The following is a 23,422-nucleotide window of genomic DNA, read 5'->3' on the forward strand; positions in this document are numbered from 1 at the left end:
ATCAGGACAAGCAAGTACAATCGGAAAGTGTAGTCATAGTTCCCACAGATTCACACAGCTTAGATGTGTGGGATGAAATTTCTTTAAAGGAAATACAAACTGGTGAACATACAAATTTATTTGCGGAACAAAGCAATTATCAAAATATTACTTTGTTACAAGTAAGCGATATCCGTTTATATTTGGACAAGCAACTACAATTTAGTTCCGTCGATGAGCAAATTTATCATGAAGCACTTGTACATCCAATTATGTCAAAAGTAATTGATCCAAAACGTGTTCTCATATTAGGTGGTGGCGATGGTCTTGCTTTACGAGAAGTTTTGAAATATGAAACTGTACTACATGTGGATCTTGTTGACTTAGATGGATCGATGATTGATATGGCTCGTAATGTTCCTGAATTAGTTTCTTTAAACAAAAGCGCATTTTTTGATAATCGTGTAAATACACACGTATGTGATGCAAAAGAGTTTCTCAGTACTCCTTCCTCTTTATACGATGTAATCATTATTGATTTTCCAGACCCAGCGACAGAGTTGTTAAGTACTTTATATACAAGCGAACTTTTTGCTCGTATAGCTACATTCTTAACAGAAGACGGCGCGTTCGTCTGCCAATCTAATTCACCTGCTGATGCGCCTCTAGTATATTGGAGTATCGGTAACACAATTGAACATGCTGGATTAACTGTGAAAAGTTATCATACAATCGTTCCTTCTTTCGGAACTGACTGGGGATTTCATATTGCCGCTAATTCTGCTTATGTACTCGATCAAATTGAGCAATTATACGTAATGCCATCTCCTCGAACATTACCTTCTCTTCTTTCTCCTTTATTTCAATTTAAAGAAGAACATTTAGAACAACGTAATCTCGCTCTTTTAAACTCAGAATCGAATCTGATCCTACATGAATGTTACAAACAGGAAATGGAGTTTTAACGATATTATGGTAAGGAGTGCTATTTTATGGAATATTCTACTTTCGGTAAGCATATAATAGTAGATTTGTGGGGAGTGGATTCTCCCCTATTAGATGATATTTACTTTTTAGAACATCATTTAGTTACCGCTGCAGATCAATCTGGTGCGCACGTTTTAAACGTAAGTAAAAAAAAATTCCAGCCTTATGGCGTTACTGTATTAATTTTGCTATCAGAAAGCCACCTTTCTATTCACACTTATCCTGAAAAAAACTTTGCCGCCATTGATTGTTATACGTGCGGTACAACCGTTGAACCGCAAATAGCAATTGATTATATCGTAAGTATATTAAAACCAAATGAGATGCATATAAAAAAACTAATTCGTGGTATAGGAGAGATTGTAAATACCGATTAAATATCACTCTTACTCATTTGTAAAAAGGAGGGTTGTAAATACCATCAGTGGGACGAACCCTCCACTGATGGTACAGACGTATACATAAAAAAACCTTGCATACGCAAGGTTCATTCAGTCGCTAACATCTTCCTATATAATTCTACAAATTCACTCGCTAATTCCTTCACCGTAATCGCGTTCATTAAATGATCTTGCGCGTGCACCATTAGAAGAGTAACTTCGGTCTTTTCACCACCAGCTTCTTTCTGTATGAGCTCCGTTTGTACACGGTGCGCCTCTTTTAATTCCTCTAACGCTTCTTGTAATTTTGCTTCTGCTTCTGTAAACTCTCCACGCTTTGCACAATCAATTGCTTCCATTGAACAACTTCTCGCATTTCCCCCATGCAAAATTAAATGAAAAGCTTTCGTCTCTATCGTATCCATTTTAGTTCTTTACTCCCCCTTTTCTTCCGCTACCTTTTGTTTATCCCATATTTTTAAGAACGGTAAATAAATGAAGAATGCAAGCGCAAAGTTAACAAGTTGTAAAACAACGCCTGAAATTTTCCCGCCCGATCCTAAATATCCACTAAATAGAATTGGTGTCGTCCAAGGTACAGCAGCTCCACTCGGCCGAGCTACCCATCCCCATTCCATTGCAAAGTAAGAAACAATTGTTAACACAACTGGAACCAATATAAATGGAATTAATAAAATTGGGTTCATTACAATCGGCATACCAAAAGTTACCATCTCATTAATATTAAATATGCCAGGCGCAATTGACAATCTCCCTAAACTTTTTAATTGCTGACTTCGCGCAAATAGTAACATTCCTACAACTAAAGCGAGTGTTGCACCGGAACCGCCCATATAAATCCATAAATCAAAAAACTGTGCGGTAATCGTATTTGGTACATCTTGCCCTGCTTGAAAAGCAACTCGATTTTGATCCATTAACGACAACCAAACGGGGCTCATTACACCACCAACAATAGTAGCACCATGAATTCCACACGACCAAAGAACATGAACGAGAATAACTGCTATTATTGCGCCCCAAAGACTAGCACCAAGTACACTAAGTGGTTCCTGTAAAATTTGCCCTACAATATTATGGATACTGCCAAAAGAAGTATTTTCTATAATTAAGCGTAAAATCCAAATAACCGTTACAACAATAAATCCTGGAACAAGTGCCGCAAATGAACGCGTCACAGCTGGTGGAACTGTCTCTGGCATCTTTATAATTATCTTTTTTTGTACAATAAACCGATAAAGTTCAGTAGATATAAGTGCAATAATCATTGCTACAAACAACCCTTGGCTTCCCATTAATGCTGCTGGGATAGCACCTTCTACAAGTACACTCTCTTTTGTACTTGGTATAATATATGCGACTTGAAATGGCGTCGCAAGTAAAAACGTCACAAGCGACAATGCCCCAGATGCTAAAGCATCCACTTTATAATACTCCCCAAGCCTGTAAGCGATTCCAAAAACAGCTATTAAAGCCATTATATTAAAAGTTGCACTAACTGGATACCCCAAAGCCCTCTGCCAATTCTCCCCAAACAAACTTGCCATAAAATCATTGTATCCTGGTATTGGTAAAGCACTAATAATAAGAAAAAATGATCCAATAATTAAGAAAGGCATCGTCAAAATAATTCCATCACGAATCGCTTGCAAATGCCTCTGCTCTGCAACCTTCCCTGCTATCGGCATCACATACTTTTCTAAAAACCGTATCATCTATCCCACTCTCCTCATGGTTTCATTGACAAAGCTGCTTGTAAGATAGCTTCTCCATTACAAAGCCCGTAATGGACAGATTGAATGACATCAACGGGTATCCCTTTCTCCTTACATAATTCTTTCATTTTCGGTAATAAATAACGTACTTGCGGTCCAAGTAGCAGTACATCCGCTTCATCAATGTGGCTATTTACTTCAGAACCTGATACTGCCCAAATCTTCACCTCTATCCCTCTTGCCTCTGCTGCTTTCTCCATTTTTGTAACAATCAAACTGGAAGACATTCCCGCTGCACAGCAAAGCAAAATATTCATCTCGCTTCCCTCCCCCTTGTTCTTAACCTAAGTTATAGTGCACCCCTTGCCACCACTAGGTTACAAATATATATGTCTAGATTTCCTGCTGTATGCCGAGCTTAAAAACAAAAATTTCTCGGTTTTCACGCTATTCCATCTATCAGTATTCTTCTAGTAAAGAAGGCTCTAACTCGATATAATGATTCAGTATGATTTTTTATAATTGATAGGAGGATATATTTATGAAGGCATATCGCTTTCCACTTATTTTATTATCTTCTATCCTAATTGGTGGTTTCATTGGTTATTTCATGGGTGCCGATGCAGTTGCTTTAAAGCCGCTTGGTGACATTTTCTTAAACTTAATGTTTACGATTGTTGTACCGTTAGTGTTCTTTAGCATCGCATCATCTATTGCTAATATGGATGGATTAAAACGTTTCGGTAAAATTATGTCTAGTATGGCTGGGACTTTCTTATTTACAAGTATTTTAGCTGCTATTTTTATGATTATTGTCGTGAAAGTATTCCCGCCAGCACAAGGTGTTGTATTAGAACTAACACAACCTGACAAGGCTGACAAAGCTGTTAGTGTTGCTGATCAAATTGTTGGTATTCTAACAGTATCTGACTTCTCAAAGTTACTATCTCGTGAAAATATGTTAGCACTTATTTTCTTCTCTATCTTAATGGGAATTGCAACTTCAGCAGTTGGTGAAAAAGGAAAACCATTCGCTACATTCCTACAAGCTGGTGCAGAAATTTCAATGAAAGTTGTATCTTTCATTATGTACTACGCTCCAATCGGACTTGCTGCTTACTTCGCAGCATTAGTTGGTGAATTCGGACCACAACTTCTTGGAACTTATTTCCGAGCAGCAATGGTATACTATCCAGCATCTCTAATTTACTTCTTTGTATTCTTCACGTTCTATGCATACCTTGCAGGTCGCAAACAAGGTGTTCAAATCTTTTGGAAGAACATGGTCTCTCCTACAGTTACATCACTTGCAACTTGTAGTAGTGCTGCTAGTATTCCAGCGAACTTAGAAGCAACGAAGAAAATGGGTATCTCTTCTGACGTTCGTGAAACAGTTGTCCTTCTTGGATCTACACTTCATAAAGACGGCTCTGTTTTAGGTGGCGTATTAAAAATTGCTTTCTTATTCGGTATTTTCAACATGGAATTCGAAGGACCAAAAACATTGGCAATCGCACTTGTTGTTTCTCTATTAGTAGGAACAGTAATGGGCGCTATTCCAGGCGGCGGTATGATTGGTGAAATGTTAATCGTTTCTCTATACGGCTTCCCGCCAGAAGCATTACCAATTATCGCAGCAATTAGTACAATCATTGATCCTCCTGCAACGATGTTAAACGTAACAGCAGATAACGCTTGTGCCGTAATGACAGCTCGCCTTGTAGAAGGTAAGAACTGGATCAAAAACAAATTTGCTTAATAGATAGAAAGAGGATGCCCATTTGGAGCATCCTCTTTTTGTCGTTATTTGTTAATAAGTCGATATCCTTTGTCGACACGTCGGTATATCGAAAAAATCGTTGATATATTTGAAGTTATAATAGATATATCCTCTTGCCACAAATTTGTTAAAATCTTCACAAATATTCCACATCCATTATCCTTACTCCGTACTATAATCATGTATGGAAAAGGAGATGGACATAATGACTCAAAGCGCACCAGAATTTAAAGTTTTGCAAAGCATTGCATTCCTTGCTGTTGTTTTGCAAAGTTCCTTATTATATACAATGAATCAAGGAAATGTTTTACTTGAGCAATCCCTCATTATGGGCATGCTATTCAACCTTGCAAAATTTTCAGCACCTGCATTCATATTTATCGTCGGCTTTCATTTAATTCGACAATATACGAAGCAACTAGCCTACACAGAATATATTTATGAAAAAGCCGCACATTTACTCATTCCTTATTTCTTCTGGTCTATTCTTTACTTATTAACAACGAACGATATGATTACAATACAAAGCGGAATAAAAAGTGTATTACTCGGAACAGCCGCACCCCATCTTTGGTACGTAATTATGATGTTCCAAATTCACTTATTGTTTCCTTTACTGTGCACACTATTTTATTGGTTTCAAAAACGAACAGAAAATAAAAAAGACATATATAAATATATGACCATCTTTGCTTGTCTATACTTCCTATTAATGTGGTATTCTTCGCACTACATTTTTAATGGAGAGAAATTAACTAGCTCAACCATTTTACATTATACAGATCGTTCCTTCTTCTTCTACTCATTCTATTTCGTCATGGGAGGAATCGCTGCTGTCGCATTAAAAACGTGGCGTTTATTTGTCATGAAACATATCCCGCTTATCACAATATTATTTTTCATCTTATTTTTATTCATCAATTATGAGTTATTTAGTTTTTACGGAGCAAACTCTATTCATTTAACCGTTTCGACTTATTTAAAACCATCTATGTTTTTATATATCGTATGCGAAATTATCATACTTTACGTGCTATCTATTACAATCGTGCAGCGACGTGGTTTCTTGTATAAAGCTTTACGATTTATCGGGAATTACACGTATGGTGCTTATTTAGCTCACTTTTTCTTCCTGCAACTATGTACAAAATTTCTTTCTTTATTCACACTGCAAGAAAACACAGTATTATATAGCCTATTATTATTTACAATCACAGCCACAATCTCGATTTCAGCAATGGTCATTTGCAGTACACTACCACTTCATACGTGGATTACAGGACCTTCTCCTACAACAAATATGAAATGGGCGAAGATCGTACTTCGGAAACATCACAAAAAAGTATGCAAACCATATCTTTGATATAATAAAATTCCATACAAGAAAAGAAAGTAGGATACACCTATGATTAATCAAATTGGACAAATTATGTTATATGTAAATAATCAAGATGAAGCCGTACAATTTTGGACTGAGACAGTAGGATTCCAAATTATTGCGGAAGAAAATAACGGACAAGGGTTTCGCTGGATTGAAATTGCGCCAGCAAAAGAAGCAGGAACAAGCATCGTCCTTCACGATAAAGCGTTAATTGCGAAGATGCAACCTGAATTAAACTTAGGTACTCCTTCACTTATGTTCTTCGCTAATAACTTGGATCAACTGTATAAAGATCTTTCTGAGAAAGGTGTTACAGTTGGACAAGTTGTAGATTTACCTACTGGTAGAGCATTTAACTTTGCTGATCATGAAAATAATTACTTTGCGGTAATGGAACGCAAATAAAAAGAAGCTATCCGAAAAAATCGGATAGCTTCTTTCAATTTAAGAAACTTGTTCTGCATTCGTTTCTCTATGCTGTATATGACTCGTAATCCAAGCAATTCCGCCAGCAACCACGAGGTAACATAACAATATTAAAATTTGCATTTGTAATTGCGACCAATCTCCTAAAGAGATAACATCTTGTAATCCTCTAAGAGAATGAGACATTGGAAGAAACTGTCCGATTTTGCTAAGAACAGCTATATTTAATTCTCCCGGGAAGGTACCTCCACTCGTCGCTAATTGCAGGACAAGAAGCGTTACTGCTAAGAACTTTCCAACAAGACCAAAAACCGTTACTAGCATAAGAATAAATGTCATGAACGTAAAGGAAATAACAATACTTGATAAAACAAAAAGCGGCACACTTGCAACTTCTAATTTCATAACTCCTAGCACAACCACATCCACTAGTAATGCTTGAATAAGTCCAATTAAATATACCAACCCTAGTTTATTAATAAAGTGTACCGTTCCGCTTACTTTCATATTTTGTCTACGACCAAGCGGTAAAATATTCGATGCCATAATTCCGCCAACATAAAATGCAAGGGATAAGAAATATGGCGCAATACCTGAACCGTAGTTAGGTACGTCAGAAACTGTTGACTTCACTAATTGAACTGGCTCTGAGAACATCGTATTGCGTGCATCATCATTGCGAACATCCGCTATCTTCTCTGCGCCCTCTCCCAATTTCGTAGAAAGTTCTTTCGCACCATCGTCAAGTTTAACAAGTCCATTCGTTAACTTCCCAGCACCATGATTCAGCTCTGTTCCGCCACTCGCAAGGTGATTTACACCTTCTTGTAATGATGTAAATCCATTTTCCCATGTCGTAAATCCATCAGCTACATTCGAAGCACCATCTGCTATCTTTTTCGTTCCAGCAGTAGCTTCATTTAACTTAACTCCGAATGTATTCATACCTTCTTCAATCTTATGCTGACCATTCGCAAGCTTCTTCGCACCTTGTGTCAATTGTTGTTGGCCACCATTTAAAGCGTTTGTTGCTTTAGCTAATCCATTAGAAGTAGCAACGAGTTTTTGAAAAGCAGGATCTTGCTGCACTTCCGGATGACTTTTCACGTACGCTTCTAATTGTTGGTTTACACTATTAGCTGCATCATCCGCTTTTACTTGCCCTTCAGCAAGCTTCTCACTTCCATTCACCCATTCATTTGTACCAGCACTTAATTCACTAACTCCTGATTGTAATGTTTTTTCACCTTGCGCTAATAACTCCATACCACTATGAAGTGATGTCGCTCCTTTACTCAGCTCGTTTGCTCCCCCAATTAAAGCTGATTGGCTAGACGCAAGCTTGTCACTTCCTTCTTTCACTTTTGATGTCCCGTCACTTAAACGATGAATACCATCTGCAAGCTCATTTGCTCCATTTCTTGCATCTGTCGTTCCTTCGTGTAACTTCTCAGCACCATTACTTGCATCATTCAATCCTTGTGCTAAGTCTTGAAACTTTGAAAAGACACCTTCTGTATAAGATTTCGTAATACTATTTGAGATTTTTGTTTTCATATTTTCGACAGCTGTCGTTCCAATTTGCGCTGCTACAAAGTTTTTACCTGGATTTACTTTGTACTGAAGCTGCGCTGGCTCTGGTTTCTCATCCATAAGTGTACTTACCTTTTTAGAGAAATCCTCTGGAATCGTAACAACCATATAATACTTATCTTCTTTTAGCCCTTCATCAGCATTTTTTTCTGATACGAAATGAAAAGCTAATTCCTTATTCTCTTTTAAATTTTTTACAAAATCGTCTCCTGCATGAATTGTTTTATCATCCATCGCAGCACCCTTATCTAAATTTACAATCGCAACAGGTAATTTATCTAATCGTCCGTATGGATCCCAATATCCAGCTAAGAAGAATCCTGAATAAATTAAAGGAACGATTAATAAAAAAATTAAAGCGATACGTCCATGTTTATGGTGCCACATCGCTTTCCAATCTTTAAATATAAGTTTAATTCCCTTCATGAAACATACTCCTTCTCCTAATTTAACACCATTAGAATGGTTTAACAGATTTACTATACACGTCCATTTTCATACTGTATAATACATCTTTAATTATCAATTCATTCCTTTTGGTCTATAGAAAGGAGAGTCAAAATGGAACTTCTTCAACTAAAATACTTTCAGACAGTCGCACGATTAGAGCATATGACAAAAGCTGCTGAAGAATTGCATATTGCGCAACCTTCGCTCAGCAAAACAATTGCTAGATTAGAAAAGGACTTAGGCGTCCCGTTATTTGATCGCCAAGGTCGACAGATTACGTTAAACTCTTTTGGGAAAGTATTTTTAAAACGAGTAGAGCATATTTTTCATGAATTAAGTGAAGGCGAAAGAGAAATTAAAGATTTAGCTGAATTACAACAAAGCTCTATTACACTGGCAGTTTCTATTCCGAGAATATTACCAGAACTACTCGGTTCTTTTTTACTAGAACATCCTAACGTTCGATTCCAGCAATTTCTCGCATCTACTCCTTCTATGAAACGCCAACTAGATAATATAGAAATCGACTTTTGCATTTCTTCTGTGCCAATTGAAGGCGAGGAAATTATTTGGGAACCACTTATTACGGAAGAAATTTTCTTAGTCGTCCCTTCAGGTCATCGTTTATCAGGCCGCGAAAGTATCCATCTGCATGAAGTAAAAGACGAACCATTTATTAGTATGAACACTGGTTACGGTTTTCGGCACTTAACGGATGAATTTTGTAAAGAAGCTGGTTTCACGCCCCATATCGCTTTTGAAGTAGATGAACCAACCGTGATTAGTGACCTTATTAAGCAAGGTCTCGGCATCGCCTTTGTCCCAAGTTTAACTTTATTAAAAAACTCTACTTTAGCATTAAATAAGTTACGTATTATTGAACCAAATTGTAAGCGAACCATCGGCTTAAGTTGGTCGAAGAAACGCTACTTATCGAAAACTGCTCAGCAATTTCGTAAATTTGTGATTGAATACTTCTCCAATATTAGGACGTAAATTATATCAATAAATAGAAGGTGCCATTCCCATAGGATGGCACCTTCTATTTATTACTCTTCTCTAATTCCATTTCAGCTAAAAGTGGTAGTACGTTATCAAAAATATGCGTATTATTATTTTCGCCTGTTACATATCCACCGTAATATCTACTAAATACGTTGTCATTTCGGAATGTGGCCATATGATCATACAATTCCTTCGCAAACTTTGTATCACCTGTTTGTAGTACGTACAAAATCGTTAATCCGTAAGCGGCTGGCGATTCATACTTCACAGTTTGTTTTCCCGTTTCTAAATTGTAACGACCGTATAGCTTTCCATCCTCCTGGAATTTTTTCTTTATAAATGCCAAGTAAGCATCTGATGAAAGACCACCTAAACTACGATGATATGCAACATATGATTGGTCAATAAGATTCACTTCTTTATCGTACGTAAAAGTACCATCTTCTTTATACTCTTTCGGGAATGCCCAGCCATGCCTTGGGTAATCCGCTAAAAATTGAACCACGTCCTGATATTGCTGATCAGAAACTTTCCCGTACTTTTTCATATACGAGAATGCGTGCGGATTTATGTATGATGTAGTTGCAAAATTATTTTGTTTCCCTGCATCTGCATCATAATAATCAACGTAATACTTATCTTTCTTATTATAACGAATTACAGCGTCACTCAATTGATCTGCCAAGTTTTTATAACGCTCTTCCTTGTACATTTCATAAGCGCGATATAATTGTTCTATAATACGAAGATCATCTATAAGTGCATTTGTAGCTGACTGCATTTCTCCCTTTTCAGAGATTTTCCATAAAACAATTTGGTCCTTATGTACAAAGTTATTTTGAATAACCTTAACTTGTTCATCGAATAACGCTTGATCGTCTTTATCCAATGTATATTGTAGCCACAATCCTGCCGATTCTGATAAAGCTTCACGGCCCTTCGCTTCACCCGTACCTGCCTTTTTATCCCCTAAACGATAAGTAGCAAGCGTCCCATTTTCATTTACCATATGTCTTAAGATAAAATGTTCCGTACGGTTTCCTTGCAAAGCTGACCAAAATACAATTCCACCTAAAGCGATTAAGAGAATAACTCCAATCCCTATATATACACGTTTCCGCAATCTTTTCACCTCCCTAATAAGGCTAGCCTTAATTTTACCAGAACATACGTAAAATTAAAAAAGACAATCTATTAGATTGTCTCCCGTACCTCTATCCCTCACAAGCCTCTTTAGAAGGTCTATATAGCGATTCCACGAGTCGATCATACTCACGACGCGTAATCTCTTTATTATACAGCTTCAATAATAAATCTCTATGCTCTTTTGAAAATGCCATCTTTTTAATGACTTCAGGATACATAAAACATCCTCTCCATTTCACATAAACTTCTTCACCTCGAAAAACAGAACTTATGTTCGCATAAAAGATTATAAAATATTCTTTACTAAAAAACAAACAAAATATTATTAAACATTAATTTCTTTCTGTTTAGAATATTCAAACATTATATTACCATATCCACTTTTTAAATACATATATATTTTTGGTAGTTTTTTTGAATAAATCTTCCAATTCAATCAGAAAATAATGGCAAAAAGAAGAGGAGTTTACATATGGATACGGTAACATTAGCAAGAGCATTTTTTGGTTCTTCACTAGCATTCCACATTATCTTTGCAACACTTGGTGTTGGGCTTTCATTGATGATTTTTATAAGTGAAATACTCTTTCACTGGAAGAAAGATTCCGACTACGCCATTATGGCGAAAAGATGGACAAAAGCATTTGCCATCCTTCTTGGTGTAGCAATTCCAACCGGAACAATTGTTGGTGTGCAAATCTCACTTCTTTGGCCTGGTTTTGCCAAAATTGTTGGGCAGGTTATTTCTGTTCCTTTTCAAATTGAGATTTTCGCCTTCTTTTTAGAGGCTTTGTTCATGTCCATTTATGTATATGCAGCTGACAAACTACCTCCATTCATGAGATTAATCTCGCTATTCTTCGTCATGATTGGTGCCACGGCATCCGCCGTGCTTATTACATCAGCAAATACATGGATGAATACACCTGCGGGCTTTTCAATGGGACCAGATGGATCAGTTTTTAACGTTGATCCTTGGAAAGCTTTCTTTAATCCGAGTTTTGGCACAAGCGCATTTCATGTTGTTATTACTGCCTACGCAACTGGAGCTGCCGTTATTGCCTCTATCGCTGGATTTAAATTATTAAAGAAGAATTTAAGTAAACGCGAAATTGCTTATCATAAAAAAGGGCTACTGTTAGGACTCGTTGTGACATTTATTACAGGCGCTACGATGTGGCTTTCGGGACACGAATCGGCAATTGCCTTACATAAGCATTCCCCTGAAAAACTAGCATCTGCTGAAGCTTTATTTGAAACGACATCGCATGCACCGTTATCAATTGGCGGAGTTGTAGATCCTAACATACTTAAACTAAACTATGCACTAGAAATTCCGAACATGCTTAGCCTACTAGTGGGACTAGACCCTAGCACTGTCGTAAAAGGTCTAAAAGAATTTCCACAAGAAACATGGCCACCATTTTACACACATACACTATTTAACTTAATGGTCGGCACCGCTGCCTTTACCTTTGCAGTTGCAGCAATCGCCCTCTTATATTGGTACTTTGTTTACCGAAAAAAAGGAGCAGAATTACCGAAGTGGCTTCTTTGGGGAGCTGCCGCATGTGGACCGGTTATGTTGCTCGGTATTGAATTCGGGTGGATTTTCAGCTGTAGCGGTCGTCAACCGTGGACCATTTATGGTATGCAACGTACAGTTGACGCTTCTACACGCGCCGATTTCGTCGGTCCTTTATTTATTCTATTCATCATTTTATATATTGGACTCGGTATTTTAACAGTTTTTGTGCTACGGACATTCTTTAAGAAACATCCGCTTACAAATGATTTACATCACGAAGGAGGCGATTCTAGTGCATGAGGAAAGTATTGCAATCATCATCTTATGGGCTCTTATTTTCGTATACAGTATATTAGGGTCCATCGATTTTGGAGCAGGTTTTTGGGGCATGGTATACGCAAAACATCCAACGCTCGCTGCCAAGCTTGCCAATCGATACTTATCACCAACTTGGGAAGTAACAAATACGTTTCTCGTCTTTGTCGTTGTCGCATTTCTTGGCTTCTTTCCTAAAGCAGCCTTTACCCTTGCGACAGTAATGTTCGTACCCGTTATGTTAATTTTAGTACTCGTGGCAATTCGCAGTACATTTATGGTATTTGCTTATTCTCTGCCGAAGTACCAACACCTTCTTCGTATTATTTCAGGTATTACAGGGCTCTTAATTCCAGCTCTATTAATTACTGTTTTACCCGTTACAGAAGGTGCCTATATTACAATGTCTGAAGGAAAAGAAGTACTCCTGTATGGAAAACTTCTTTCTAGTCCTGTTATTTATTGTTATATGCTCTTCGGACTAACTTCGGAACTATTTCTATCATCTCTCTTTCTTGCTGATTTTGCGAGAGAACAAGGTTCAGAAGATGCATATAAAATTTATAGAAGAAACGCTATCATCCTTGGTCCTGCAACACTCGTTACGGCGATTATCGCACTCGTTGTAATGGATCCGGAAACACACTGGCTTATGCAAGGGCTAATAAAGCAATTCCCATGGTTTACAGTTTCTATCGTTTTATTCGTTATCGGGTACTCTTCTCTTTGGTGGACAAACAAGAAGTACGATACACTAGGATACCCTCGCATTGCCGTCTTAGCAGTCGTCGCTCAATATGCATTTGCAAGTTACGCTTACGGTGTCGCGCATTTACCATATATTATTTATCCTGATGTAACTGTATTTACAAGCTTTACAACGACAGAAACATTCTATGCATTGCTTATTCTATACGCAATTGGAATTGCAATTTTGTTACCAGGATTTATTTTCTTCTGGAATTTATTCTTGAAGGATCGAACTTTTTTGAAGGAAAAATAATGAAGAGTCTGTTCCAAAAGATATTTTGGGATGGACTCCTTTTGTCATGTTTTGTCGGTAAATCGATATATTTTAAAAATCGCTGATATATTTTGAGTTGCGCCGATATTTTCCAATAATCGCTGATATATTTTGAGTTGCGCCAATACATCTCCATAATCACCCATATAAATTTCATTTACTATCTTACTGCCCAACTAATTTATAGACTCCTCTCACAATAGTTATTTCACTAGTAGTGACACTTGTCCTTTAGCTTGAAAAACACATATTCACTTCATTCCATTATATGCCTAGTTCTTCTTATTTTTTGCTGAATATACTATCAATACAGACCTTGAGACAAGCTACATTGGTTTAAGGAAAAGTAGAAAGGTAGGTAAAATATGAGCATTGAAATATGGATTACTATTATTGTATTCTTCTTAACAATGATTGTTGTCTTTTGGCGACCCCGTGGTTTAAATGAGGCGTGGCCGGCAGCAATTGGTGCTGGCATTATCCTGATTACTGGACTTGTATCAAAACCAGACGTCATGGACATTATCAGTAAAATTGGCGGTGCCTCCATAACAATATTAGCGACCATCGTTATGGCGGTTATATTAGAAAGCTTCGGCTTCTTCCACTGGTCCGCAGCGAAACTTGCAAATTTAGCAAAAGGTTCTGGTCGCCGTTTATACTGGTATATTCAATTATTATGTTTTCTTATGACTCTTTTATTTAATAACGACGGTAGTATTTTAATTACAACTCCAATTTTAATTCTTCTCCTAAAAAATCTTCAATTAAAACCCCATCAACAAATCCCTTATTTATTAAGCGGTGCTTTAATCGCTACTGCATCTAGTGCACCAATTGGTGTAAGTAATATCGTAAACTTAATCGCATTAAATATCGTAAATATGACTCTTTATATGCATACTGCTATGATGTTTGTACCTGCAACATTAGGACTATTGTTTATGTCATGGCTTATGTACACAGTTTTAAAGAAAAAACTACCAGAAAGATTACCTGTTTCTTCATATGATATCGAAGAAATGTTCTTCACAAAAAACTTCCATCCATTAAAAGGAAAAAATTCTGTTGATACGAAACAAAAACGGACAAGATTTATGTTGAAAGTATTAGGCTTCGTCTTCCTTATGCGCTGTCTTCTATTCGTCGCATCCTTCTTATCTATCCCAATTGAAATTGTTGCCGTACTCGGCTCACTCGTTCTTCTCATCTGGAGATGGTACTACTTACGAACAAATCCTGTCGACATTTTGAAAAAGACACCGTGGCACATTTTAATTTTCGCCTTCTCTATGTACGTCATTATTTACGGACTTCACAACGCAGGATTAACAACAGCACTTGTAAATTGGCTCGAACCAGTTGTAAGTCAGCATCTACTCTATGCTAGCTTTGCAATGGGCGGACTTGTTTCCCTCCTCTCTAACATCTTCAATAATCACCCTGCACTTATGATTGGTACCATTACGTTAACAGAAATGGGACTAGACCCAGTCACATTAAAAACTATCTATCTCGCAAATATTATCGGTAGTGACATCGGTTCACTATTATTACCAATCGGTACGCTAGCTTCCCTCATTTGGATGTATATACTGAAACAAAACAAAATTAAAGTAAAATGGAAAGACTATTTAAGTGTATCCCTTATCGTTATTCCTCTCACAACAGTCGTCACATTATTCCTCTTATACTACTGGGTACACCTCTTCTTCGCCTTATAAACGACAGAAGCCCCTTTTGCTACCGTCTTAGCAAAGGGGGCTTCTTCTATATTTAAGTTAGGTACTACAGTGTGATCAATCAAGTAAAGAGGTGTAACGTGTTATTGGTATAAATGACTACCAGTGTCTTTAAATTCTTTCGCTTTCTCTTTCATCCCTTTTTCAATTGCTTCTGTCGTTTCTAAATCATTTTCTTTCGCGTATTCACGAATATCATGTGAGATTCTCATACTACAAAACTTCGGTCCACACATGGAACAGAAATGAGCCGTTTTCGCGCCTTCTGCTGGCAATGTTTCATCATGGTACTCCATCGCACGCTCAGGATCTAAAGATAAATTAAATTGATCGCGCCAACGGAATTCAAAACGAGCTTTTGAAAGTGCATCATCACGCTGATGAGCCGTTTTGTGCCCTTTCGCAAGATCAGCTGCATGTGCAGCGATCTTGTACGTAATAACCCCCGTGCGAACATCATCTTTATTTGGCAATCCTAAATGTTCTTTCGGCGTTACATAACAAAGCATCGCCGTTCCAAACCAGCCAATCATCGCAGCTCCAATTGCCGATGTAATATGGTCATAACCTGGTGCAATATCTGTCGTTAACGGCCCAAGTGTATAGAACGGCGCGCCCTGACAAATATCAAGCTCTTTCTCCATATTCTCTTTAATTAAATGCATCGGTACATGCCCAGGCCCTTCAATCATCACTTGCACATCATGTTTCCAAGCAATTTTCGTTAATTCACCAAGTGTTTCAAGCTCAGAGAATTGTGCCTCGTCATTTGCATCTGCAATTGAACCTGGACGTAATCCATCTCCGAGAGAGAACGAAACATCATACTGCTTCATAATTTCACAAATCTCTTCAAAATGAGTGTATAGAAAGTTTTCTTTATGATGGAATAAACACCACTGCGCCATAATTGAACCACCGCGTGAAACGATACCCGTCGTACGTTTTGCCGTAATTGGAATGTAACGAAGTAATACTCCGGCATGAATCGTAAAGTAATCCACGCCTTGCTCCGCTTGCTCAATTAACGTATCACGATACACTTCCCACGTTAAATCTTCTGCAATTCCGTTTACTTTTTCCAGTGCTTGATAGATTGGTACAGTTCCAACTGGTACAGGCGCGTTACGAATAATCCACTCACGCGTCGTATGAATATTTTTACCTGTAGATAAATCCATAATCGTATCTGCACCCCAGCGCGTTGCCCACGTCATCTTCTCTACTTCTTCTGCAATAGAAGAAGATACAGCAGAGTTTCCGATATTTGCATTGACCTTCACGTGAAAATTACGCCCGATAATCATCGGTTCCGCTTCCGGATGATTAATATTCGCTGGTAAAATGGCACGACCTTCTGCAATTTCCTTACGAACAAACTCAGGCTCTACGCCTTCACGAATCGCAACGTATTCCATCTCAGACGTAATAATGCCATTACGCGCATAATGCATTTGCGTAACATTTGCACCTTGCTTCGCTCTAAGCGGCTGGCGATCCATTTGCGGGAAAATATGTGTATGTTTCGAAGCCACTTTCACACCGTCATCCTCTGGTTTCACCTCGCGCCCTTCATATGCCTCTACATCCCCGCGCTCTAGAATCCAAGAGTGGCGCGGCGTTGGAATCCCCTTTTCCAGCTCTACTTTATACGCCGGATCCGTATAAGGACCGCTCGTATCATACACACGGATTGGCGGATTTGAGACGCCGTTCGTTTCGCTTTGTTCAATCTCACGCATCGGCACTTTCATACCTGCGCGTGGTCCATCTACATATACTTTCTTACTCCCTGGTAAACTCGATTTCAATTCAATTTGCTCAGCTGAAACAGATTGTTTCATAACCTTTGTTGCCTCCCCTGTTCGTGACAAGGACGAGATATGGCCAGCGTATGCCAAAATAAAAAGAGCCAGGTCCATAAAAAAATAAGGACCTGGCTCATAAAAGACATCATTATGTAAAGCCGTTAACTTCCCTACGCTGGTACGAGCCAGATCAGGTCCAAAGGGTTAAGAAGATCACGCGCTTCTCTCTCAGCCTACGCATACGTTAGGCACCCCTAGTTTATCACTGATTTAATTTTCAATACTTTCCCATCATACACGATAATCTGAAAAATGCAAAGTTTATTTCTTTTGTTACTTATGGAATCATCCACGTTAAATAATATGCCTGTACATACGTCATAATACCAACAATAATTACAAAGAATAAACTATGCTTCACTGTGAAGCGGAATAAATCTGATTCTTTTCCAGCAAGTCCAACTGCCGCACAAGCAATTGCAATTGATTGCGGAGAAATCATTTTTCCTGTTACACCACCCGTTGTATTTGCTGCAACGAGAAGTACTTCAGATACACCAACTTGTTGTGCTGTAATTGCTTGTAGATTTGAGAATAATGCATTCGCTGACGTATCGGAACCTGTTAAGAATACGCCAATCCAGCCTAGGAATGGTGAGAAGAATGGGAATAGTCCGCCAGTTCCTGCTAGTGCTAATGCTAGTGTAGAAGATAGACCAGAATAGTTTGCGATAAATGCAAATCCTAATACGAATCCGATAGATAGAATTGGCATTTTCAATTCGCTTAACGTTTCTTTAAATGTTACTACTGCATCTTTTACACTCATTTTCAAAATAAACATGGAAATGAGACAAGCAATTAAAATCGCTGTTCCAGTTGCTGATAATACATCAAACTTCAAAATTGCCTCGTAAGGCGTCGCTTTATTTACAATAGGCTCTGCCTTCATTACCAAATTATGCAAGCCTGGAATTTCAAACTTAAATACAAGGCTTTCTAACACGCCTCCTGGAGCAAATAATGCTTTAAAGAAACTTTGACTCCAAATAACTACCATAACCGTTAATACGATAAATGGAGACCATGCCTTTACAACTTTTCCTAACGTTAATTTCGGCATCGATGCCGCCGTTGTTGTTGCAGCTACTTCACTATTTGCTTGCCCGGATTGATAGATTTCTTTCGGTTGCCATACTTTTAAGAACAACGATAAACTAACTAAACTTACAAGTGCTGACGTAATATCCGGAAGTTCTGGTCCTAAGAATGTCGCTGTAATGAACTGCGTAATTGCAAACGAACTACCCGCTACAAGTAAAGCAGGCCAAGTCTGTCTTACCCCTTTCAATCCATCCATTAAAAATACGATAAAGAACGGAACAAATAATGATAGAAACGGTAATTGATGTCCAGCCATTTGTCCGATTTTATGTGGATCAATACCTGTTACTTGTCCAGCAACTGTAATCGGAATTCCCATCGCCCCGAACGCTACTGGTGCCGTATTTGCAATTAAACAAAGACCCGCTGCATATAAAGGATTTAACCCAAGGCCTGCCAGAAGTGCTGCCGTAATCGCTACTGGTGCACCAAATCCTGCTGCCCCTTCTAAAAATGCTCCGAATGAAAAACCGATTAAAATAACGAGTAAACGATGGTCATTCGTAATGGATAATACAGATGCACGAATCACATCAAATTGACCTGTTTTCACAGAAATTTTATATAAAAATACCGACATAATGATAATCCAAGCAATTGGCCATAATCCGTATAAGAAACCATATCCGGTCGCTGCCATCGTCATCGTGAACGGCATCTTATAAGCGAATAACGCCACTAAAATTGTAAGTACAACTGTAATAAATCCTGCCACATACCCCTTCATGCGGAAAACTGCTAAAGCTAAGAAAAAAAAGATAATCGGAATAAGTGCGACCGCTGCCGAAATCCAAATGTTTCCGAACGGATCATAAACTTGTGTCCATGTGTTCATTGTTCTCTCCCCCTAAAGAATCCCCTTTTAAATAGAATAACCTCATCAGTAGACTATCAGGTCATCATACCTTTAAGCCTAAAAATAAAAAAACGTTTAAGAAAACGTTTTCAATAACTTTCATTTATACTGTACCATAACAATTTCCATTAAAAAAGATTTTTTTGAAAATTTTATTATTTCACCAGAAAATCTTACAAAATCGTCACGTTCTTGTAATGTTCATCGATAGTAAGCTTGTCAAAACTATTGCATAATAATAGTATAACAACGGACATTATTTATGAGGTGATATATATGAACGGAAACAAAATATTAGCAGCTTTATCTTACTTTAGTGTATTATTTGCCCCTATCTTATTCCCTACTATTGTGTGGATTGTAGGCGATGCTGAAACAAAACCACATGCAAAACGTGCTCTATGGACACACATTATTCCAAGTATCGCTACATTCATTGGCGTAACTATTTTAGGAATTATGGGTCTTGGATCTGATCAACCAGACGTAACACTGGGGATCGGTACAATGATTGTCTTATGTATTTGCGGAATCATTAGCTTATACTACTTCATTTGGAACATTGTGAAAGGCATTAAAGTACTGAAAGCTTAATTTCTTTTTTAAACAAACGTTTGATTAATAAGAAAAAACCGTCCCAAAATACCTTTTGGGACGGTTTTTTTATCTTCTGCGTTTCTTCTTTTTTCTCATCATTTTCTTGCGGCGCGTATTCACTTTATCCGCTATAATGTGAAGCGTACTTGCCACAACAATTCCCATTACGAACGTTACAATTTCAACCTCATGTTTCTTCGCAATTTCTATTAAATTCCCGTCAAGTGCGATTACATTTAATAGGAATAAAAACGGAGAAAACACAATTAACATGTATGCAATACGAATTACATCACCAAGTATAATTGTATGTGTAAAGAAGGAGCGATGCGGCATGACCTTCTTATACGGATACCAAAATATACGCAGGAATCCCCATTTATTATACGCATTACTATACGTATCTAAATCCGGCGTTAAAAATGAAGTCCCTACTAAAAAGCCAATTGCAAAAGTTAATAAAAAATCAAAATTTGTTAATCCATACGAAAAGAGCAGAAACAAAACAACCGGAAGGGATATTAAGTTTATTTTCGTATGCGTTCTTCCTGATGGCATAATGCACTTCCTCGCTTACGTTCGCCCTGTCACCATATGACAGTTCTCACCTATTGATCTAATTTCTGATCGATAAAGGATGTGTCTATATCCGAACCAAACCATTCTTCCAACTTCACTCGTGCCTTATCTTTCACATCTTCATTGACGTATAACGACGCCTGTAATAGTGCAGCCATTAACGCCCCTAAATCATCCGTATAACCAATTCCAGCAATGAAATCTGGAATCGCATCAATCGGTGCAATAAAATAAGCAAGCGCTCCAATTACAATAATTTTCACTCGTTTTGGAACATCCGGTTTCTGCAAAACGTAAAACAATAATAAACTTGCATAAATGACCGACTGCCCTGCTTGCTTTGCAACATGTTTTACTTTCTTCCAAAACGCTTCAACTGAAAATTTTTGTTCCATGTAAAAGCCTCCCTATTTTTTTAAAAAAATAAGCTACAATATGTTATCAGTAAAAGTTCATCAAAATTACACATAATCTATCAATGAACTTTCATTGTAACAAACAAACCAAAAAAGAACAAGTGTTCGTTAATTTTTGCATACTTCCCTTCATATAATAGGTTTCTAGATAACCACTTACCCATTGTCATTTCTTATTTCTCAACAAAGAAAATTTTCACTTTCACTTAACATTCTGCTCTACCTTTGTTATATTTTCTAGTTGACGGACATATAAACGAATGTTAAAGTTTTCTCTGGTAGTGACAAATCTCATACAAAAAATGTAAAATGTTATAGTGTTTCTCAGAAATGAATTTTGTTGTATAATACAGAAATGACGTTATGCTTATGAGCAACACAAGAAACCAAAAGGGTATGCATAGTTATAGTCGTATATGGGTGAATATAGAACCTCTAATTATGGCCAAGCAAACTATGTATTTTTTATTTTAGCATTTTTCGCTCCAAAATCGACCAAGCCTGATAGAGAAAGGGTGGAAATGAATGAAAGAAACCTTGAAATCACAATTTCAAAATGTGCGTTTCACTGTATTCGTAGCTTTAGCCTTATGGTTGAAGACATACCTTATTACACGCACAAGCTTTGATTTAAAACTTGAATCTTTCATGCAAGAATTCATTTTATTCCTTAGCCCATTAGCAGCATCATTACTGCTTGTTGGTCTTGCATTATTTGCAAAAGGGAAAAAACGTAACTATATAGCACTTGGAATTAGTTTTGTTTTAACAATCGTTCTTGTTGGTAACGTAATGTTCTACGGATTCTATAATGACTTCGTTACTTTACCAGTACTAGGACAAACATCTAACTTCGGAAGTTTAGGTTCTAGTGTAAAAGAATTGTTTAACTACAAAATTATCCTTGCATTTGCTGATATTATCGTATTCTTCATTTTATTGAAGAAGATGAAGAATTTTGCACCGACAGAACGTGTAGCACGCCCAATGCGTTCCCTATACTTCGTGTCAACAATTGCTATTTTCTTCGCAAACTTAGGACTGGCAGAAGCTGAACGTCCAGAACTATTAACACGTTCATTCGACCGCGTTATGCTTGTTAAAAACTTAGGTTTATATGTACACCAAGTATATGATCTTGGCTTACAAGCAAAATCAAGTTCACAAAAAGCATTTGCTGACGGTAGTAAATTACAGGAAACAGAGAACTACGTAAAAACAACGCAAAGCAAACCAGATCCAAATATGTTTGGTACTGCAAAAGGGAAAAACGTAATTGTCGTATCTCTTGAGTCATTACAAACATTCTTAATTGGTGCAACAGTTAACGGACAAGAAGTTACACCATTCTTAAACCAATTTACGAAAGAAAGTTATTACTTTGATAACTTCTTCCATCAAACTGGTCAAGGAAAAACATCTGACGCTGAATTCTTAGTAGATACTTCAATGTATCCACTAGACCGTGGTGCTGTATTCTTCACACATGGTAATAACGAATATACAGCAACTCCAGAAATTTTACGTGAGCAAGGATATCACACATCGGTATTCCACGCGAACAACGCAACGTTCTGGAACCGTAACATTATGTATCCAGCACTTGGTTATGATCGTTACTACAACGAACTTGACTACAAGATTACACCAGAAACAAAATTAAATTGGGGATTAAAAGATATCGAATACTTCGATCAATCTATCGATATGTTAAAAGAAGTGAAGCAACCGTTCTATACTCGCTTCCTTACGTTAACAAACCATTACCCATTCACTTATGATGAAAGTACGAAATTAATCGATGAATACAATTCTGGTGATGGCGTATTTGACCGTTACATGGTAACTGCTCGCTATTTAGACGAAGCAATGAAACACTTTATTGAGCGTCTAAAAGCAGAAGGTATTTACGACAACTCAGTTATCGTATTCTACGGTGATCACTATGGTATTTCTGAAAACCATAACCGTGCAATGGCACAGTTCTTAGGAAAAGAAGAAATTACTGCATTTGACCATATGAACTTACAAAAAACACCGATGTTTATTCACGTTCCTGGTCAAAAAGAAGGTAAAACAATTTCAAAACCAACTGGTGAAATTGACATTAAACCAACAATTCTAAACTTACTTGGTGTAGATTCTACGAATCAAATTCAATTTGGTCATGATGTATTCTCACCAGAAAATAAAGGATTTGTTGTTCTTCGTGACGGTAGCTTCGTTACAGATAAGTACATGTACACGAACAGTACATTTTACGATCGTAATACTGGCGAAGTTGTACAATTACCAAAAGAAGAATCTCAACCACTCATTGATCGTGCCCAAAATGAATTAAACATGTCTGACAAAATCATTGAAGGTGACTTACTTCGCTTCTCTGAAAGCAACAAGACCAAAACTGGTGAAGTAAAGACAGCTATTAAAGAAGAAAAGAAGAGCGCTGAGTAATGGAGTGACCCCTGTCAAGTAGACAGTATTTAAAAAGCGCAACTAAGCAACCTGAGTTCTATATTTATATGGACTC

Annotated in this window: 22 protein-coding genes and 1 riboswitch; of the genes, 11 read left to right on the plus strand and 11 right to left on the minus strand. The window is 37.5% G+C overall.

Annotated features, from left to right (window positions below; translation table 11 throughout):
• Positions 1-944, plus strand: a 944-nt coding sequence (locus V7S50_RS21355) for a polyamine aminopropyltransferase (RefSeq protein ID WP_336376472.1), incomplete at its 5' end; no start/stop codon positions are given.
• A 27-nt stretch (positions 945-971) separates the two neighbouring features.
• On the plus strand, positions 972-1,343 hold the full coding sequence (gene speD / locus V7S50_RS21360) for an adenosylmethionine decarboxylase (protein ID WP_242254955.1): 372 nt from the start codon (positions 972-974) through the stop codon (positions 1,341-1,343).
• Positions 1,344-1,453: 110 nt separating this feature from the next.
• Here the strand turns inward: speD and V7S50_RS21365 are convergent, their stop codons facing one another.
• Genes V7S50_RS21365 through V7S50_RS21375 form a run of 3 tightly spaced genes read right to left on the minus strand, consistent with a single transcriptional unit; the run spans position 1,454 to position 3,399 of the window.
• Positions 1,454-1,771, minus strand: coding sequence for a PTS lactose/cellobiose transporter subunit IIA (locus V7S50_RS21365; RefSeq protein ID WP_242254958.1), 318 nt, complete (start codon positions 1,769-1,771; stop codon positions 1,454-1,456).
• A 9-nt stretch (positions 1,772-1,780) separates the two neighbouring features.
• Positions 1,781-3,082 (minus strand): PTS cellobiose transporter subunit IIC, encoded by a 1,302-nt coding sequence (celB, locus tag V7S50_RS21370; protein ID WP_242254973.1) that lies wholly within the window; start codon positions 3,080-3,082, stop codon positions 1,781-1,783.
• A 14-nt stretch (positions 3,083-3,096) separates the two neighbouring features.
• The gene (locus V7S50_RS21375; protein WP_063221820.1) at positions 3,097-3,399 is read right to left on the minus strand and encodes a PTS sugar transporter subunit IIB; all 303 of its coding nucleotides are present in this window, start codon (positions 3,397-3,399) and stop codon (positions 3,097-3,099) included.
• A gap of 224 nt (positions 3,400-3,623) precedes the next feature.
• On the opposite strand from V7S50_RS21375, the gene V7S50_RS21380 reads away from it, so the two are divergent.
• From V7S50_RS21380 to V7S50_RS21390, 3 genes are all read left to right on the plus strand, one after another.
• A complete protein-coding gene (locus V7S50_RS21380; protein ID WP_063221821.1) occupies positions 3,624-4,841 on the plus strand; it encodes a dicarboxylate/amino acid:cation symporter in 1,218 nt (405 codons plus the stop codon).
• A 226-nt stretch (positions 4,842-5,067) separates the two neighbouring features.
• Positions 5,068-6,225, plus strand: a complete 1,158-nt coding sequence (locus tag V7S50_RS21385; protein ID WP_242254974.1) for an acyltransferase — start codon at positions 5,068-5,070, stop codon at positions 6,223-6,225.
• Positions 6,226-6,267: 42 nt separating this feature from the next.
• On the plus strand, positions 6,268-6,648 hold the full coding sequence (locus V7S50_RS21390; protein ID WP_063221823.1) for a VOC family protein: 381 nt from the start codon (positions 6,268-6,270) through the stop codon (positions 6,646-6,648).
• Between the two features lie 39 nt (positions 6,649-6,687).
• Here the strand turns inward: V7S50_RS21390 and V7S50_RS21395 are convergent, their stop codons facing one another.
• Positions 6,688-8,688 carry a YhgE/Pip family protein gene (locus V7S50_RS21395; RefSeq protein ID WP_242254976.1) on the minus strand — a complete coding sequence of 667 codons (2,001 nt, stop codon included), beginning with the start codon at positions 8,686-8,688 and terminating at the stop codon, positions 6,688-6,690.
• 135 nt (positions 8,689-8,823) lie between these two features.
• Here V7S50_RS21395 and V7S50_RS21400 point away from each other — a divergent pair, with 135 nt between their 5' ends.
• On the plus strand, positions 8,824-9,708 hold the full coding sequence (locus V7S50_RS21400; protein ID WP_242254977.1) for a LysR family transcriptional regulator: 885 nt from the start codon (positions 8,824-8,826) through the stop codon (positions 9,706-9,708).
• 46 nt (positions 9,709-9,754) lie between these two features.
• Here the strand turns inward: V7S50_RS21400 and V7S50_RS21405 are convergent, their stop codons facing one another.
• Positions 9,755-10,840, minus strand: a complete 1,086-nt coding sequence (locus V7S50_RS21405; RefSeq protein WP_242254978.1) for a transcriptional regulator — start codon at positions 10,838-10,840, stop codon at positions 9,755-9,757.
• 91 nt (positions 10,841-10,931) lie between these two features.
• The gene (locus V7S50_RS21410; RefSeq protein WP_002174240.1) at positions 10,932-11,081 is read right to left on the minus strand and encodes a hypothetical protein; all 150 of its coding nucleotides are present in this window, start codon (positions 11,079-11,081) and stop codon (positions 10,932-10,934) included.
• Positions 11,082-11,335: 254 nt separating this feature from the next.
• Between V7S50_RS21410 and cydA the strand changes: the two genes are divergently transcribed.
• Positions 11,336-12,691, plus strand: a complete 1,356-nt coding sequence (gene cydA / locus V7S50_RS21415) for a cytochrome ubiquinol oxidase subunit I (protein WP_336376473.1) — start codon at positions 11,336-11,338, stop codon at positions 12,689-12,691.
• Positions 12,684-13,709, plus strand: coding sequence for a cytochrome d ubiquinol oxidase subunit II (locus V7S50_RS21420; protein ID WP_098557032.1), 1,026 nt, complete (start codon positions 12,684-12,686; stop codon positions 13,707-13,709). Before cydA ends, V7S50_RS21420 begins: the two co-directional genes overlap by 8 nt.
• Positions 13,710-13,753: 44 nt before the next feature.
• On the opposite strand, the gene V7S50_RS21425 is transcribed toward V7S50_RS21420, so the two are convergent.
• A complete protein-coding gene (locus tag V7S50_RS21425) occupies positions 13,754-13,906 on the minus strand; it encodes a hypothetical protein (RefSeq protein WP_242254984.1) in 153 nt (50 codons plus the stop codon).
• Positions 13,907-14,095: 189 nt separating this feature from the next.
• On the opposite strand from V7S50_RS21425, the gene V7S50_RS21430 reads away from it, so the two are divergent.
• Complete coding sequence (locus V7S50_RS21430) at positions 14,096-15,454, plus strand: arsenic transporter (protein ID WP_063221829.1); 1,359 nt, start codon at positions 14,096-14,098, stop codon at positions 15,452-15,454.
• 101 nt (positions 15,455-15,555) lie between these two features.
• Here the strand turns inward: V7S50_RS21430 and thiC are convergent, their stop codons facing one another.
• Positions 15,556-17,316: a phosphomethylpyrimidine synthase ThiC gene (gene thiC, locus V7S50_RS21435; RefSeq protein ID WP_242254986.1), complete on the minus strand. Its 1,761-nt coding sequence runs from the start codon at positions 17,314-17,316 to the stop codon at positions 15,556-15,558.
• A gap of 114 nt (positions 17,317-17,430) precedes the next feature.
• Positions 17,431-17,546, minus strand: a riboswitch (TPP riboswitch).
• 71 nt (positions 17,547-17,617) lie between these two features.
• A complete protein-coding gene (gene lldP / locus V7S50_RS21440) occupies positions 17,618-19,279 on the minus strand; it encodes an L-lactate permease (protein WP_242254988.1) in 1,662 nt (553 codons plus the stop codon).
• 297 nt (positions 19,280-19,576) lie between these two features.
• Between lldP and V7S50_RS21445 the strand changes: the two genes are divergently transcribed.
• The gene (locus V7S50_RS21445) at positions 19,577-19,894 is read left to right on the plus strand and encodes a DUF4870 domain-containing protein (RefSeq protein WP_242254991.1); all 318 of its coding nucleotides are present in this window, start codon (positions 19,577-19,579) and stop codon (positions 19,892-19,894) included.
• Between the two features lie 69 nt (positions 19,895-19,963).
• On the opposite strand, the gene V7S50_RS21450 is transcribed toward V7S50_RS21445, so the two are convergent.
• Both V7S50_RS21450 and V7S50_RS21455 read right to left on the minus strand, forming a co-directional pair.
• Entirely contained in the window at positions 19,964-20,455 is a 492-nt protein-coding gene (locus V7S50_RS21450) for a metal-binding protein (RefSeq protein ID WP_048528112.1), read from the minus strand.
• A gap of 50 nt (positions 20,456-20,505) precedes the next feature.
• Complete coding sequence (locus V7S50_RS21455; protein ID WP_242254993.1) at positions 20,506-20,871, minus strand: YkvA family protein; 366 nt, start codon at positions 20,869-20,871, stop codon at positions 20,506-20,508.
• Between the two features lie 546 nt (positions 20,872-21,417).
• On the opposite strand from V7S50_RS21455, the gene V7S50_RS21460 reads away from it, so the two are divergent.
• Positions 21,418-23,346, plus strand: coding sequence for an LTA synthase family protein (locus V7S50_RS21460; protein WP_060632903.1), 1,929 nt, complete (start codon positions 21,418-21,420; stop codon positions 23,344-23,346).
• Positions 23,347-23,422 lie beyond the last annotated feature (76 nt).

It is taken from the genome of Bacillus sp. CCNWLW194, assembly GCF_037120585.1.
Classification (GTDB): Bacteria; Bacillota; Bacilli; order Bacillales; family Bacillaceae_G; genus Bacillus_A; species Bacillus_A basilensis.

What these genes read in the sequence shown, in the direction of transcription:
- V7S50_RS21460 (WP_060632903.1), top strand. Translation starts at nt 21,418, where the DNA reads ATGAAAGAAACCTTGAAATCACAATTTCAAAATGTGCGTTTCACTGTA.
- V7S50_RS21385 (WP_242254974.1), top strand. Translation starts at nt 5,068, where the DNA reads ATGACTCAAAGCGCACCAGAATTTAAAGTTTTGCAAAGCATTGCATTC.
- V7S50_RS21395 (WP_242254976.1), bottom strand. Translation starts at nt 8,688, where the DNA reads ATGAAGGGAATTAAACTTATATTTAAAGATTGGAAAGCGATGTGGCAC.
- V7S50_RS21365 (WP_242254958.1), bottom strand. Translation starts at nt 1,771, where the DNA reads ATGGATACGATAGAGACGAAAGCTTTTCATTTAATTTTGCATGGGGGA.
- cydA (WP_336376473.1), top strand. Translation starts at nt 11,336, where the DNA reads ATGGATACGGTAACATTAGCAAGAGCATTTTTTGGTTCTTCACTAGCA.
- V7S50_RS21445 (WP_242254991.1), top strand. Translation starts at nt 19,577, where the DNA reads ATGAACGGAAACAAAATATTAGCAGCTTTATCTTACTTTAGTGTATTA.
- celB (WP_242254973.1), bottom strand. Translation starts at nt 3,082, where the DNA reads ATGATACGGTTTTTAGAAAAGTATGTGATGCCGATAGCAGGGAAGGTT.
- thiC (WP_242254986.1), bottom strand. Translation starts at nt 17,316, where the DNA reads ATGAAACAATCTGTTTCAGCTGAGCAAATTGAATTGAAATCGAGTTTA.
- V7S50_RS21400 (WP_242254977.1), top strand. Translation starts at nt 8,824, where the DNA reads ATGGAACTTCTTCAACTAAAATACTTTCAGACAGTCGCACGATTAGAG.
- speD (WP_242254955.1), top strand. Translation starts at nt 972, where the DNA reads ATGGAATATTCTACTTTCGGTAAGCATATAATAGTAGATTTGTGGGGA.
- V7S50_RS21450 (WP_048528112.1), bottom strand. Translation starts at nt 20,455, where the DNA reads ATGCCATCAGGAAGAACGCATACGAAAATAAACTTAATATCCCTTCCG.
- lldP (WP_242254988.1), bottom strand. Translation starts at nt 19,279, where the DNA reads ATGAACACATGGACACAAGTTTATGATCCGTTCGGAAACATTTGGATT.
- V7S50_RS21410 (WP_002174240.1), bottom strand. Translation starts at nt 11,081, where the DNA reads ATGTATCCTGAAGTCATTAAAAAGATGGCATTTTCAAAAGAGCATAGA.
- V7S50_RS21375 (WP_063221820.1), bottom strand. Translation starts at nt 3,399, where the DNA reads ATGAATATTTTGCTTTGCTGTGCAGCGGGAATGTCTTCCAGTTTGATT.
- V7S50_RS21380 (WP_063221821.1), top strand. Translation starts at nt 3,624, where the DNA reads ATGAAGGCATATCGCTTTCCACTTATTTTATTATCTTCTATCCTAATT.
- V7S50_RS21390 (WP_063221823.1), top strand. Translation starts at nt 6,268, where the DNA reads ATGATTAATCAAATTGGACAAATTATGTTATATGTAAATAATCAAGAT.
- V7S50_RS21430 (WP_063221829.1), top strand. Translation starts at nt 14,096, where the DNA reads ATGAGCATTGAAATATGGATTACTATTATTGTATTCTTCTTAACAATG.
- V7S50_RS21455 (WP_242254993.1), bottom strand. Translation starts at nt 20,871, where the DNA reads ATGGAACAAAAATTTTCAGTTGAAGCGTTTTGGAAGAAAGTAAAACAT.